The organism is Devosia sp. A369, assembly GCF_054489345.1.
Map to the genome: position 1 here is coordinate 1 of NZ_JBTMWV010000040.1, position 12645 is coordinate 12645.

The window sequence follows — 12645 nt, forward strand, 5'->3', positions numbered from 1 at the left end:
GGCCACGTTTTTTACAACGTCTATGTTCGAAGCAACTCGGTTGGAGAGGGCCCTTCTGACGGCTGAAACCGCTTTCTAGCTTGACTACTCCGCTGTCAAAGATCCACGGCATTATAGGTGGGCGCTAATTGCAAATGCGCCCACCGTTCATGATCGGCTGATCGAATAGATGGCAGCAGGCGTTTTCAAAGCGTACGTGCTCGGCCCCATAAACCTTCAGCCATCCGGCTGTGGTTCTGATGACAGTGAGGTCCCGAGACTGCGCAACCAGCTTGGATAAGGATCTCGGGACACGGCCCAGCTCGCATTTGGCATTTTCGGACTTTGTGGCGCCGCAGGCAGCGGGTTGTGGATACTGATCCAAATTTAACCCCGCAGAAGGCGTAGGCAGTTACCTAAGTCTTTGGAACTGTTGGTCTCAAATCGCACCACCTCCGCCGATCAGCGTTGAACCCCAGTGCCGATACAAACTCGTCTCGATGGCACCGTCGTTTCTCCAGTGCCCGCCAGAAGGACCATAGACCCACGGTCATCGGATACCAAATTTATTCATCTCTGGCCCAATCACCATCAGGCCGCTTAGGGCCAACTCGGTCCGGTTCACGCGGAACACCGCCGCGACCACGTCCGATTGCCTCGCTATGCCGGCCAAATGGCCATCGGGGGTAACCACTGGCACATGATGGTGCCCAGTTTCCGCCACGACCTGCACCACCCTGGCTATCGGGGTGGCGGTGAGCACGCAACCCGATGCAGCACCGTTGCTCACACGCCTTGATGAAGCGGTCGATCTCGCAATCGAGCTAGCCCATCTACCGCCGGCAGACGGGGCGGCCCTGCTCCTACTCCTTCCCGACCGAGCTTGCCGAGGATCGCAGCACCCTCCACCGGGTGATAGGAAAGTCCCGAATGAGCTGCGCCATGTTGGCAGGCGCTTTGATGTTGAGATTTCGGTGAATTAATCGGTCATTCACCAAGCGATGGCAGTCTTGATGGGCGCGCCACGTATCGAGTTCGCGCGGTTCTCCTCCCGAAGCCTGCCCCGTTGCCACGCGGGGCGGGCTTTTCGTTTCGAGTGCCTCAAATTTCAATCAAATTGTCCGGCGGGCCTTTGTCGCCAAGAACCCACGCGGCGCACTACGCACCTGGGGGCGTGGGGTTTGATCGATGAAGCCTGTCCGTCGTCAGATCATTTGGCTCAGTTTGGGTCGCCGATTAGCGGAGTGTCGGCCTCGTCTTTTGGTGATGTTAAGCGGCGAGCTTGTGGTGCTGCAAGCGCCGATGCTGGATGGTCTGGCGTTTGATCCTTCGCGTTGTGTGATGATGGCTGCGGCCCTGCCAAAGTAGGCGTCGGCTGGCGTTACGTTGGCCAGGATCTCGTGATAGCGCCGGTGGTTGTAGTGCTCGATGAAGGCGCTGATCTGGGCCTCGAGGTCGCCGGGCAGGAAGTAGTTCTCCAGCAGGATGCGGTTTTTGAGGGTCTGGTGCCAGCGCTCGATCTTGCCCTGGGTCTGGGGATGCATTGGCGCGCCTCGAACATGGCTCATGGCCTGAGCCTCAATATAATCGGCCAGTTCGCCGGCAATGTAGCTCGGGCCGTTGTCGCTGAGCAGGCGGGGTTTGTGATGCACATGGGCTTGGTCGCAGCCAGAAGCCGCCAGTGCCATGTCCAGCGTGTCGGTGACGTCCTGCGCCTGCATCTTGGTTCCTTCGTCATGCGACGAGACCAAAACACTCCTTAAACCTCAACCCTAAATCTGGGACACAGGTGCTGACGCCGGACAGCGCCTGACGGAGAATGAGGCCCGCCATGACGACCAACTGCTAATGTTAGGGAACGAAGCAGCAGTTGCACCGTTTTTCCGCTACGCAGGACAAGTCCCCAACTGCGTGGGGGGAGCGACCTTGGCGGCGGGAGAGCCGGGTTGCTCCCTTCGCGCGTCGTGCGACCAAAGGCCTGCTCGAAATCTGCCGGAATGTTGCCATGTATGGCCGGTAGCCGCGCCCCCTCCCGATGCGCGGTTGCCGGGGCCGAGCGTCGAGCACAAAAGCTCCGCCGGCCTCACCCCTTTCTATGAAAGCCACCAAAGCAGGCTGTGGAAATAGTCGCCGGCTACTTTTCGCCCAATTCATGCCCAACAAGATGAAGTGCGCAGTCCTGCGAGCTGCCTAGGAAGGGTTCTGATGGCAGAGAGGGGCGTGGGACTGCGTAACTGTGCTTGGATGATGGCAGAGACACTGCCTATGCTGCCGGCATGACTATCGATGAACTGACGCCCGAAGCCGTCGCTTTGCTCAAGAGCCTGATCGACAATCCTCACCCCATCGAGGATAGCCCGCTGCTACAACTGCTGATGGCAGATCGTCTGGTCATGGGCACGCCGGACAAGGTTCGCATTACCGGCATGGGTGGGCGACTGCTTGCTGCGTTCTCGCGGCAGGAACTTATCGTCTAGCCAGCAGCAAACTGCCACAGCGCATCCAGCTCGCTTTCCCTCATGCCGATGGCTTCGCGGGACCGCTTCTACCAGTTGATGATCGCGCTCGAAGTATTTGGCGAGTCCAGCTTTGCCGAGGCGGCGGGCCAAACGCAGCGGCCACGCCGGCACCGAGCGCCGATGCCGCCGCGCTGCGGTAGCGGGTCGTTCCACGTCATCACGGCGGAGCAAAATTCGGCCAGTGCGGCGGCGTAAAAACCGGCCAGTGCTGCTGGTGAGCTGCATGCCAAGGGCCCCGATGCCGCCTGATCGACGCCGGGCGGCGTTGACTACGACGTCACCCTTGTATTTCGAGGCATTTCTCGCGCGATGCTGGAAGGACGGCAACCGCGGCGGCCGACATCTCTTTCACGACGTCAAGCAGCGCGGCTACACTGGCAGTTTCTCGAACCTTGAACGACTGCTTGGATCCTGGAGACGCGCCGACAAGCCGACCGGCTGTCCCGTACATACCGGAGCCGAACACCTTCAAACGGTGCTTAACCACGACCCGGTGCGGGATCCGGATACCGGCCATGCGATCTCCCCCGTAGTCGCTGCTGCACTTTGCATCAAGCCACGAGGAATGCTTACGGCGCAGCAGGCCAGAAAAATCGATGCCCTGAAGCGAGGTTCATGTCCTTTTGTGCTGATGCGCAGCTTGGCCATGCGTTTCAATGGAATTCTGCGGGGCGGCAGGTCCGCGCCACTGGACATATGGATCGACGACGCCATCAACTCAGCTCTGGTACCGATCGTGCGTTTCGCCCGAGTCTTGCGACGAGACATTGACGCCGTCCGCAACGCAATCGAGTTGCCTTGGAGCAACGGTCAAGCGGAGGGGCAGATCAACCGGCTAAAGACAATCAAGCGCGCTATGTACGGTCGAGCGGGTCCCGAACTCCTTCGAGCGCGTATGCTGCCACTTCACCACACAAAGTGAGGCAGAACCCAGTTAAGTGCCAAACGACAGAGTAGACGGGCTCGGTATGACGAGGTGCTTGTCGCTGGGATCCGCTCAAGCTTTGCTGGAAGTCACCGCACCTATGGTGCGCGTCGGGTCTGGCATGATGTGCTGGCAGAAGGGCTCGATGTCGGTCTGCATCGCATCGAGCGACTGATGCGCCGGGAAGGTCTACGGGCTCGGCCGCAAGGTCTATCGCACCAGGGACGATGCCAAGGCCGATGTGTTCGACTATATCGAGCGCTTCTACAACCCGAGGCGCCGACACTCGACACTTGGCTATCTCAGCCCCGTGCAATACGAAGAGCAAGCTAAGTTAGCCTACCGCGTGTCCACCGAACCGGCAGCAGCTCAGACAATGAGAACTGAAGATGAAACACGTCAGGATAATCGTCACGGGGGCACGCTTGACAAGGTGCATGACATGTTCGCCGAGGGGCTCGGCTTCGGACCCTTGGGAACGACACACCTCCCAGAAATCTTGAGCCAGGCGCGTTGTTACTTCCCTGAAGTTCATATGCTGATGCTCAAGGACAGCCTGGAGCTGACTGACGAGGATCGCGCGAGGTTGCTCGACGCTGTTCTCGAAGTACCGGGAGATAGTGTCGTCATCACTCACGGCACCAGCACCATGGGGGACACGGCGCGGTTTCTCGAAGGCCGTGTCGGCAACAATACTGTCGTGCTGACTGGTGCCATGCGGCCGTTCTCGCTGGGCATGTCAGATGCGATGTTCAACCTCGGGTCGGCAGTGGCGAGTGCGCAGGTACTCGAGGCGGGCGTCTGGGGCACGATGAACGGTCGGATTTTTCCGGCGCACAAACTCACGAAGAACGAAAGTGCGGGTCGCTTCGACTTGTGACGGCCGGTTACCTGACGGTGGCGGGATCGAGTGCTTGAAACTGTTCGATCACCTGTTTGCCGAACTCGAGGCCCAGCCGGGATGTCTCGCGGTACTTCGGATATACGATGGTTGCCTCGTAGGTTATCTTCGGCTCGAAGCGCCTGACGACGTACCAGGAGTTTCGATCGGTGAGCGCGGTGAACGGGTCAACGATCGACAGCCCCATGCCGCGTGAGACCAAGGCCTTGGCGCTTGCAGCCAAGGTGGTTTCGATAAAGCGAACCCCCGATACCCCGTGCTCCCGCAACATCGCGTCGGTCTTAGCCTGCATCGACCCCTTCTTGCCGGTTAATATCAACACGCTGCCATTCAGATCATCGGGTCGGATGACTGATTTGTCTGCGAGTGGCGATCCGGTTGGCAGGATGCAGAGCGCTTCAACCACGGGAAGAGGTTGGATCGTGACGTCCTGCTTGTAGTCCCGCAACTGCGCGAAGCCGATATCGAACTGGTGCTGCTCGACTGCATCGACCACCACATGCGAATCGAAGCTCCCGAGCGAGGTGATCACCGAAGGTCGCCCTTTCTGAAAACTCTCGATGGCGGCAGGGATACAGGTCGATGACAGCGAGACGATGGAAGCGATTCTAAGGCTGCCCAAACGCGCCTGCCGCAGCTCAGTGGCAATGGTCGAGAGGTGGTCCAGCCCGCGAAACACCTTGTCCGCCTCGGAATGCAGGATCATCCCTTCGCGCGTGGGCACCAGCCGGTTTCCTTCTCGAAAGAACAGCTTCAACCCGACGCTCGCCTCGAGGTCTCGGATCAGACGGCTGACGGCCGGCTGGGTAACACCCAGAACGGCAGCCCCGGCCGTCATGCTGCCGGATACCATCACAGCTCGGAAAGCCTCAATCTGCCTTGGATTGAGGCTTAGTTCAGGTGGTTTGCTCATGGGAACTCGCTTGATGAAAGATACGCGCTGCGTGCGTCAGCCACGACGCCGATCACCCACAACTATAACATTTTGACATGCGCTGAACAGTCGGCCTGTAGTTGCGCGCCGTCGCTGTTGCGCTTCAACTGACCTTAGCAAAACTGTCATTCCGCCCCGGAAAGCTTCTTTCGTGACGCTAGAACAATAGTTGCGGCGCGTGGACGGCGGTAGAATGCCAACCGGATGTCGTATGCGTGCTTGTGATGTCGTTCCGGCCGGTTGGCTCGGCCAAGGCGACGAAATAGTAGGAAAATTAATTGCGTATATCTATTATCGGTGCTGGCCCAGCAGGGATGCTAGCGGCACTTTTTGGTTCAAAAAATGGGCACCAGGTCACCGTGTTCTCGCCCCGCGGCGTGGTGCGAGCCGGGGGGATGACCGACGACACGCTGAGCTTTGAGTCCTACGGCGCAATCGAGGCATCTGCGTCGGTGACGGTCATTCGCAACCTTGCCGAGCTAGAATCGAGCGATGTAGTGCTGATCGCCTTGCCGGCGACAGCCTATCAGGCAGTTCTACCTAAGATTGTGCCGCACCTTCATGATGAACAGATCGTGGTGTTCAGCGGCGCTCTGTCGCTAGTTCCACTCTGGGTCGATGAACAGGCGCGCCGACTGGGCAAGCAATTAACCCTGGTGGGATGGGGCACCACCCTCGGCACGGCGCGAATACACGAGGACGGCCGTCTGAAAGTCGGTACGGTCCGCGGCCCGTTCGAGATGGCAGTTATTCCCAGCGAGCAGGCGCCGCGAGTTGTCGATGTACTCAAGGATGCATTTGGGCTGACTTTGCGGCTCGTGTCGTCGATGCTCACGCCGCTCCTCTCCAACGTCAATCCAGTAGCCCACGCCGGGCAGTCGATCCCAAATCTCACCCGGATGGAAAGTGGTGAGGCGTGGTCGCTATTCGAGAATTTCATGGATGTCGGGGCCAATATTGCCGAGGCGGTCGACGCGGAGCGGCGAGCTATCGCCACAGGCTTTGGTTTGAGAGTGCGTTCGTTGCGGGAACATTACCACCTATCTTACCACGTACCCGAAGCGCCGCTGCCGCAAATCGCCAAAGCTATCGTCAACAATGGGGCCAGCCCTTTCGGTCCGTCCAGCATCGTCAATCGCTATCTGGATGAGGATGTGCCATTTGGGCTCGTCGTCTACGAAGTACTGGGCAAGGTTCTCAAGATTGAGACGCCCGCAACAACCGCTGCGATCACAATCCTCGAAATCGCTAAAGACACGCCTTATCGCCAAACGAATACTCTGATCTCCGATCTCGGTTTGGAGTCGATGTCGCCGGCTACCCTGTTGGCGAGGGCATCCGGCAATAGCCATTCGGAACCAGCACAATGCTCATGAACTGTGACCGCCAAACCGCGGCGATGCATGAGCCGCGGAATTTGCTCAATTTATTCCCAGGGAGGTACCTATGAAGTTCGATAAGCCGACCAGCCGCCGGAGTGTTCTCAAGCTCATGGGGGGGGGCGCTCTTTCCGCTCCCTTCATCATTCGCCCGGATCTCGCCATGGCCAGTGCCGGTGAGGTGAACATCAGCACCTATGACAAGTTCCTGCCGAAGGAATTCGTCGAGAAATTCCAGAAGGACACAGGTATTCAGGTCAATATCCGCCTGACCGACGACCAGGGCAAGCTGTTCAACTCGGTGCTCGCGGAGGGGGACGCGCCGACAAGCGACATCGTCAGCGTGTCGGGTCACCGGGTACCGCAGTGGGTCGAGTCCAACCTGCTAACGGCTTTCGACCTAGATCGCCTGCGGAACTGGAAAAACCTAAGCGCCACTTATACCGACGCGCCCTGGATCAACTACCAGGGCCAGAAGTGGGCAATGCCGCATCTCGCCGGCTACCAGGGCCTGTCGTACAATACCGACCGGATCTCCGGCGTCGACAGCTGGGCGATCATGTTCGACGAGAAGTACCGCGGTCAGACCTCGTACATCATCACTGACTTCCTCTCGATCACTATGAGGTACCTCGGGTATGATGGCGAGCTGGTGGGCTATGTCGACGACGACGCGAAATCTGAAGAGGCGATGACCGCCGCCCGCGATCACCTGATCGCCAATAAGGCCCAGGTCCGAAAGTACTACTCGGCGCCGTCTGAGGTGCAGCAGATGCTCCTCAACGAGGATATCTATCTTGCGCACGCTTGGTCTGGCCCGATCTCGAAGCTGATTCTTGATGGCGCGCCGGTTCGGTCGATCGTGCCGAAGGAAGGCACGTACGGCTTCTGCTACAACCTGAACATCGTCAGGAACGCGCCGAATGCCGAGAACGCCTACAAGCTGCTCGACGCTATCCTTGGTTCGCCCGAAGCAGGTGCGGCCATGACCCGCGGGTCGGGCTTCATCTCGACCACGAACGGGGTCGCGGAAATGCTGACCGAGCGTGAACAGGCCGCACTGAGCCTGCCTCCCGAGCAGGCGGAACGCGTGGTCTACTCGAGCTCGGACAACCGCATCCTGCTCAACAAGCTGCTCGACCAAGCGCGTGCTGAAATCCTCGCCGCGTAAGTCTTCAGGGGTGGCCTAAGGGCCGCCCCTCTGCCTGCAAGAGTCACCCATGCCTGTTCCGCAGGCTGAATCTGGATACAATGCGACCCAATGACTGAGTATCGAGACGGAGCGGCAAGGCGTGCGAACGTGATACTGCCCAAAAACCCCAAAACTTCCCGCGGGCCACGGTATTCGGGCTGGATAGGCCGAGTTGTGAATTCAGGTCTCTACGATTCCACGCTCGGGCGCTTCTGGGACAGTGGCAGAATCCCGTTCGCGATCTTGGGCGGCGTAGTGCTGCTGTGGATCGCACTGCTGCATGCAGGCCCGATCATACAGATGATTAATATCAGCTTCATGAAAAGTTACCCGCATCAGGGTGGCGCGGAATACACCCTAGCGAACTACGCCATATTCTTCGCCGATAGCCTGTACTTCATGCCGTTCGTCCGCAGTCTGCTGATCTCCGCCGTCGTCACGCTGAGCACGCTGGTGATTGTCTACCCGATCGCCTATTACGTCGCCAAGATCGTGCGACCGCAGAACAGGGTGCGGGCGCTGCTGCTATTGTTGATCCCGTTCTGGGCGGGCGAACTCATCCGTACATTCTCGGTGATCATGCTGCTGTCCAATCGCGGCGCCATCAACGTGCTGCTCCGACAACTCGGGATGATCGATACGCCGATCCCGATGCTCTACACCACGTTCTCGCTAAGCTTCGGTATAGTGTACCTGCTGGCGCTGTTCATGCTTCTGCCGCTGTATTCGGCGCTTGAGCGTATTCCGGCGAGCGTGATCGATGCCGCCGCAGATCTTGGTGCTGGCCCGCTGCAGCGGTTCTGGCGCGTTATTTTACCGCTGTCTAGGGACGGCATCGTGTCGGGCTGTGCGCTGGTCTATCTAAGCTCGATCGGCGCCTATACCGCGCCGCTACTGCTCGGGGGCCCCAGCGCCACGATCTTTCCGGAGGTCATTTCCGCCCTATTCCATACCTCGAACGAGAGCTGGCCTGCCGGCGCCGCCTTCTCCGTTCTTCTTCTTGGCGCCTCCCTCACCACAGTCGGTCTGTTCATGCGCCTCGTCGGTGGCCGCGCGATCAAGATGCTGTGAGGAGGCGATCATCATGCGCAAATACCTGAACGACCTACCTAAGACCGCGCTGGGCGCCTTGTACATGCTGTTCGTCGTGTATCTAATGCTCCCGCTGCTGCTCATGATCGCGATGAGCTTTAAGGATTCTAGCTTCATCTCGTTCCCGATCACCAACTGGACTCTCGCGTGGTACATCCAAGTAGTGCAGGACAAACAGTTTCTCGACGCTGTCCTCTATTCGCTTCTGATTGCAATCAGCACCGCCATCTTTGCCACCATCGTAGGGGTTTGGATCGGGCTCATCGTGGCCTCGAACCGCTTGCCTTTCACCAGCGTCATTTTTGCCCTGGCGTGCCTGCCCGCCGTGGTTCCCGGCCTGGTGAACGCAATTTCGATGCGGATATTCATCCGCCTGTTTGACCTACCGCCGGGCACCTTCGCCATTGTGCTGGCGCACACGGTACACGCCGTCCCATTCGTGGTGATCATGGTGCTGACACGCCTCAGGTCAATGCCGGGAAATCTTGTCGATGCAGCGCGTGACCTCGGTGCGGACCCGATGGTTGCCTTCATGCGGGTAACCGTTCCCTACCTAATGCCGGCGTTGATTGGCGGGATGGTGTTCTGCGTCCTGACCAGCATCGACGATTTCGTCCGGACATTCTTCCTGGGTGGCTACCAGACCACGTTGCCAATGCTGCTGTTTGCTCGAGTCCAGGGGGGCATGTCGCCGGAGGTCAACGCGATGTCCACCATCATTCTTGTCGCAACGGCGGCGGTCGGCCTTGTTGCCGAGCACTTCACCCGACGCTCTCGGAGATAGAAAATGCAGCCACTGGTTCATTTCAACGGAATCACTAAGACTTACGGCAACGCGACCGCGGTGCAAAACCTTGAGCTCACGATCGAGGCCGGTCAGTTTGTTACTCTGCTCGGTCCTTCAGGCTGCGGAAAGTCGACCACGCTGCGGATGCTCGGGGGCTTCGAAGCCCCGACCGCTGGAGAAATCTATCTGTCGGGTAAGCCGATTTCGCACCTCCCGCCCAATCGACGCAACGTCAACACCGTGTTTCAGGACTACGCGATCTTCCCGCACCTGAACGTAGCACGGAATATCGCTTTCGGCCTTGAGCTGAAAGGGATCTCTTCAGGCGAAATCGAGAAGCGAGTATCCCAACTGCTCGATCTGGTTTCGCTGCAAGGTTTCCGTTCTCGCATGCCACACCAACTGTCCGGTGGGCAGCGCCAGCGCGTCGCGTTGACGCGTGCTCTGGCTCCGGATCCTGAAGTGCTGTTGCTGGACGAGCCGCTGTCGGCCCTCGACGCTAAGCTTCGCCAGCAGATGCAGTCCGAACTGAAATCGATCCAGCAGAAGACTGGCAAGACCTTCATCTTCGTGACCCACGATCAGGATGAAGCAATCACTATGTCCGACGTCATAGTGGTGATGAACAAGGGCGCGATCGAACAGATGGGCTCGCCGCAGGAGCTTTACGCGCGTCCGCAAACCCGCTTCGTCGCCGACTTCTTTGGCAGGAACAACTTCATCGAAGCGATTGTCACGGGAGTTGAAGGTGATCGGCTTGCGCTCGACTGGAAAGGCGTGTCGATCCATGCCTTCCGCAATGGAACAACAATCGCATCCGGACGCCATTCGACCGTTGCTGTGCGCCCTGAAGCCATCTTCTGCAGTATCGACAAACCCCATGGCGGATTGGCGCTGAAGGGACAGGTGACAAGCCGCCAGTTCAGAGGGTCACATACCTCACTGATAGTCACGCTGGACAACAACGAAGCCCTAGAGCTGCAACTTGACGCGGTGGAAGCCGCAAGCGTTACCACCGAGCAGGTTTGGGTGGGCTGGAGTGAAGCCGACGCAGTTGCAGTCGCAGCTTAGGACGGTTGATGTTATCCCAACATTTCCAGCGCCTCCCATAGTGTCTGCTATTGGCGTTAGCTGCCGCTGGCTGCAGGCATTCGGCGCGACCCCCTTCTACCGGTGAGTTCAACCGGCCATCGCAGCAGCTCAAATGTAGCCTCCACGCGCGGGACTGTGATAATATGGCCACCTGCCATTGCGGTGCCATCGAAATCACCTTGAGCCGCCAGCCAGATGAGGTCGTAGACTGCAACTGCAGTCTATGCCGCCGCTACGGCGTGCTGTGGGCATACTACGAAGCGTCTGAAATCGAAGGGCTGCCTCCTGAGGGCGCCACCGAGACCTATTCTTGGAACGGTAGGCACGTCGTAAGCGGTGTTCTGCGGCCACGTAGGCTCAGGGTCGCGGGAACTGCACTACGTTGTTGCCACGCATAAAGGCGATGGCTCCCTCGCTTTTCAGTGCGGCCAAGGCAGCATCTCTGGCCTCGCTGTCGGTCTCGAACTGATTGTCCCAGACGTGGCTGTCGTTCTGATGGTCCACGACCTCGAGGGTCCAGGTCTTGTCCGTTTCGAGGCGATGGATATTGATCAAGAAGGCATAGCCATCGACCACTACCCGCTGGCTTTTGCCTGAAGTGACCAGGTTGGGGTCGTCTTGATCGTTCATGGGAGGCGCCTCGTTGCTGGTGGTTTTCTGACTATGCCGCCAGAGCTGTGAACCGGCCCTGGGGTTCAGCGCCGATCGGCAAAGGGGTTCCGATGTTGAAGCCAACAGTTCCAAAGACTTAGGCGACTACCAACACTCTCTGCGGGGTCAAATTTGGATCAGTATTCACAGCGACGGATCTTCGAACGGGCGGACGAAATTGCCCAATCCGATAAAATCGGTCGGTGCGCCGTACTGGATGCGGAACAGACTGAACCAGAGCCCGTAAAATACCGGCGAGAACAACACAAACGTCATCACGGCGAAGGCAGGTAGAACGTAGGAAACGCCCATGAAACGGGACTGCATCGTGATCTCTCGAAACGGGAGCGGGAAGTGCGGGGCCGAAGCCCCACACCATGCGCGTTGAACTAGCGATTGTTCTGGCGGTTAAACTCGACTTCGGCATCTTTGAGTGCAGTTTCCGTGTCCACCCCTTCGACCAGAATGCGTTGCGTGGCCTTGTTGAGAGCCTGGCGATAACCACCGACCGAGAAGTCGATGGGCGTCAGCCAGCCATACTTTGCTGAACCCTCGGCAGCCACGCTCAGATACTCGTTGCCGGGCTGACCGATGAAGTCGGACATCTCGGTCAGCGTAGAAAGCAGACCCGGCACCTGGCCGCCCAGTTCGACCCAGAGTTTGTCGGATTCCGCGCCCAGCATATATTCGACAAAGTTGCCGGCCTCCTGCTTGACGTTGCTGCCGGACCAGACACCGACCGCCCAGCCCGCCATCACTGCCGGCGAATGTTCGGCGGTGCCGTTACCCGGCCACATCATCAGGCCAACCTTGTCGGTTTCCCAACTTGGCCTGAAGCGTGGAAACACGCACAGCCGGTCCCTGCACCATCGCTACGCGATCCGAGGCGAACTGTTCGAACAGGTCATCCACCGTCCAGGTAACGGACTGCTCCGGCGAGATGCCGTCCTTGATCATGCCGGTGAAGTAATCCATCGCCTTGACGGCGACCGGGCTGGCGAAATTGGCCGTGCCATCCTCATTGAAGAGGGCAACGCCGTCGGCCAGTATCTGTGGAATAATAGGATGCGTGTCAACGGCGGAGTAAAATCCGGCCATTAGGCGGAGCAAGACCAGGCCACCTTTGGCGCGCACATGAGACCGCCGGGAGGGCATAGCCCGAGCGGGGGTCTCATGTGCGCGTGCGATTTTTGA

General features: G+C 58.9%; 14 protein-coding genes and 5 pseudogenes. 12 read left to right on the top strand and 7 right to left on the bottom strand.

Annotated features, from left to right (window positions below; genetic code table 11):
* Positions 1-529: 529 nt before the first annotated feature.
* Positions 530-769, bottom strand: a complete 240-nt coding sequence (locus ACX3OZ_RS20410; protein ID WP_459105446.1) for a CBS domain-containing protein — start codon at positions 767-769, stop codon at positions 530-532.
* Between the two features lie 479 nt (positions 770-1248).
* Positions 1249-1706, bottom strand: a pseudogene (locus ACX3OZ_RS20415) (integrase core domain-containing protein); the annotation flags it as partial.
* A 549-nt stretch (positions 1707-2255) separates the two neighbouring features.
* Between ACX3OZ_RS20415 and ACX3OZ_RS20420 the strand changes: the two are divergent.
* The 6 genes and pseudogenes from ACX3OZ_RS20420 (at position 2256) to ACX3OZ_RS20445 (ending at position 4303) form a co-directional block, all read left to right on the top strand.
* On the top strand, positions 2256-2456 hold the full coding sequence (locus ACX3OZ_RS20420; protein WP_459105447.1) for a hypothetical protein: 201 nt from the start codon (positions 2256-2258) through the stop codon (positions 2454-2456).
* 42 nt (positions 2457-2498) lie between these two features.
* Positions 2499-2693, top strand: a complete 195-nt coding sequence (locus ACX3OZ_RS20425; protein WP_459105448.1) for a hypothetical protein — start codon at positions 2499-2501, stop codon at positions 2691-2693.
* A gap of 46 nt (positions 2694-2739) precedes the next feature.
* Positions 2740-3420 (top strand): annotated as a pseudogene (locus ACX3OZ_RS20430) (transposase); the annotation flags it as partial.
* A gap of 54 nt (positions 3421-3474) precedes the next feature.
* Positions 3475-3567 (top strand): annotated as a pseudogene (locus tag ACX3OZ_RS20435) (hypothetical protein); the annotation flags it as partial.
* Between the two features lie 58 nt (positions 3568-3625).
* Positions 3626-3763, top strand: a pseudogene (locus ACX3OZ_RS20440) (IS3 family transposase); the annotation flags it as partial.
* Between the two features lie 102 nt (positions 3764-3865).
* Positions 3866-4303 (top strand): asparaginase domain-containing protein, encoded by a 438-nt coding sequence (locus ACX3OZ_RS20445; protein WP_459105459.1) that lies wholly within the window; start codon positions 3866-3868, stop codon positions 4301-4303.
* Positions 4304-4310: 7 nt separating this feature from the next.
* Here ACX3OZ_RS20445 and ACX3OZ_RS20450 read toward each other — a convergent pair whose 3' ends face one another.
* Positions 4311-5237, bottom strand: a complete 927-nt coding sequence (locus tag ACX3OZ_RS20450; protein WP_459105449.1) for a LysR substrate-binding domain-containing protein — start codon at positions 5235-5237, stop codon at positions 4311-4313.
* 299 nt (positions 5238-5536) lie between these two features.
* Between ACX3OZ_RS20450 and ACX3OZ_RS20455 the strand changes: the two genes are divergently transcribed.
* The 6 genes from ACX3OZ_RS20455 (at position 5537) to ACX3OZ_RS20480 (ending at position 11198) form a co-directional block, all read left to right on the top strand.
* Positions 5537-6634 (top strand): NAD/NADP octopine/nopaline dehydrogenase family protein, encoded by a 1098-nt coding sequence (locus tag ACX3OZ_RS20455; RefSeq protein ID WP_459105450.1) that lies wholly within the window; start codon positions 5537-5539, stop codon positions 6632-6634.
* Between the two features lie 70 nt (positions 6635-6704).
* Entirely contained in the window at positions 6705-7808 is a 1104-nt protein-coding gene (locus ACX3OZ_RS20460; protein ID WP_459105451.1) for an ABC transporter substrate-binding protein, read from the top strand.
* 195 nt (positions 7809-8003) lie between these two features.
* A complete protein-coding gene (locus ACX3OZ_RS20465; RefSeq protein ID WP_459105452.1) occupies positions 8004-8900 on the top strand; it encodes an ABC transporter permease in 897 nt (298 codons plus the stop codon).
* Between the two features lie 13 nt (positions 8901-8913).
* Positions 8914-9705 carry an ABC transporter permease gene (locus ACX3OZ_RS20470; protein WP_459105453.1) on the top strand — a complete coding sequence of 264 codons (792 nt, stop codon included), beginning with the start codon at positions 8914-8916 and terminating at the stop codon, positions 9703-9705.
* A gap of 3 nt (positions 9706-9708) precedes the next feature.
* Complete coding sequence (locus ACX3OZ_RS20475) at positions 9709-10779, top strand: ABC transporter ATP-binding protein (protein WP_459105454.1); 1071 nt, start codon at positions 9709-9711, stop codon at positions 10777-10779.
* Positions 10780-10943: 164 nt separating this feature from the next.
* Positions 10944-11198 (top strand): GFA family protein, encoded by a 255-nt coding sequence (locus ACX3OZ_RS20480; protein WP_459105455.1) that lies wholly within the window; start codon positions 10944-10946, stop codon positions 11196-11198.
* Here the strand turns inward: ACX3OZ_RS20480 and ACX3OZ_RS20485 are convergent.
* The 4 genes and pseudogenes from ACX3OZ_RS20485 to ACX3OZ_RS20500 form a co-directional block, all read right to left on the bottom strand.
* Positions 11158-11430: a hypothetical protein gene (locus ACX3OZ_RS20485; protein ID WP_459105456.1), complete on the bottom strand. Its 273-nt coding sequence runs from the start codon at positions 11428-11430 to the stop codon at positions 11158-11160. The two genes, ACX3OZ_RS20480 and ACX3OZ_RS20485, sit on opposite strands and share 41 nt — an antisense overlap.
* A gap of 165 nt (positions 11431-11595) precedes the next feature.
* A complete protein-coding gene (locus tag ACX3OZ_RS20490) occupies positions 11596-11778 on the bottom strand; it encodes a hypothetical protein (RefSeq protein ID WP_459105457.1) in 183 nt (60 codons plus the stop codon).
* 62 nt (positions 11779-11840) lie between these two features.
* Positions 11841-12251: a hypothetical protein gene (locus tag ACX3OZ_RS20495; protein ID WP_459105458.1), complete on the bottom strand. Its 411-nt coding sequence runs from the start codon at positions 12249-12251 to the stop codon at positions 11841-11843.
* A pseudogene (locus ACX3OZ_RS20500) lies at positions 12235-12645 on the bottom strand (hypothetical protein); the annotation flags it as partial. The pseudogene ACX3OZ_RS20500 and the gene ACX3OZ_RS20495, both read right to left, overlap by 17 nt.

Coding starts and splice junctions, on each gene's coding strand:
- ACX3OZ_RS20420 (WP_459105447.1), top strand. CDS start 2,256: ATGACTATCGATGAACTGACGCCCGAAGCCGTCGCTTTGCTCAAGAGC.
- ACX3OZ_RS20425 (WP_459105448.1), top strand. CDS start 2,499: ATGCCGATGGCTTCGCGGGACCGCTTCTACCAGTTGATGATCGCGCTC.
- ACX3OZ_RS20445 (WP_459105459.1), top strand. CDS start 3,866: ATGTTCGCCGAGGGGCTCGGCTTCGGACCCTTGGGAACGACACACCTC.
- ACX3OZ_RS20450 (WP_459105449.1), bottom strand. CDS start 5,237: ATGAGCAAACCACCTGAACTAAGCCTCAATCCAAGGCAGATTGAGGCT.
- ACX3OZ_RS20460 (WP_459105451.1), top strand. CDS start 6,705: ATGAAGTTCGATAAGCCGACCAGCCGCCGGAGTGTTCTCAAGCTCATG.
- ACX3OZ_RS20470 (WP_459105453.1), top strand. CDS start 8,914: ATGCGCAAATACCTGAACGACCTACCTAAGACCGCGCTGGGCGCCTTG.
- ACX3OZ_RS20475 (WP_459105454.1), top strand. CDS start 9,709: ATGCAGCCACTGGTTCATTTCAACGGAATCACTAAGACTTACGGCAAC.
- ACX3OZ_RS20480 (WP_459105455.1), top strand. CDS start 10,944: ATGGCCACCTGCCATTGCGGTGCCATCGAAATCACCTTGAGCCGCCAG.
- ACX3OZ_RS20485 (WP_459105456.1), bottom strand. CDS start 11,430: ATGAACGATCAAGACGACCCCAACCTGGTCACTTCAGGCAAAAGCCAG.
- ACX3OZ_RS20490 (WP_459105457.1), bottom strand. CDS start 11,778: ATGCAGTCCCGTTTCATGGGCGTTTCCTACGTTCTACCTGCCTTCGCC.
- ACX3OZ_RS20495 (WP_459105458.1), bottom strand. CDS start 12,251: ATGATGTGGCCGGGTAACGGCACCGCCGAACATTCGCCGGCAGTGATG.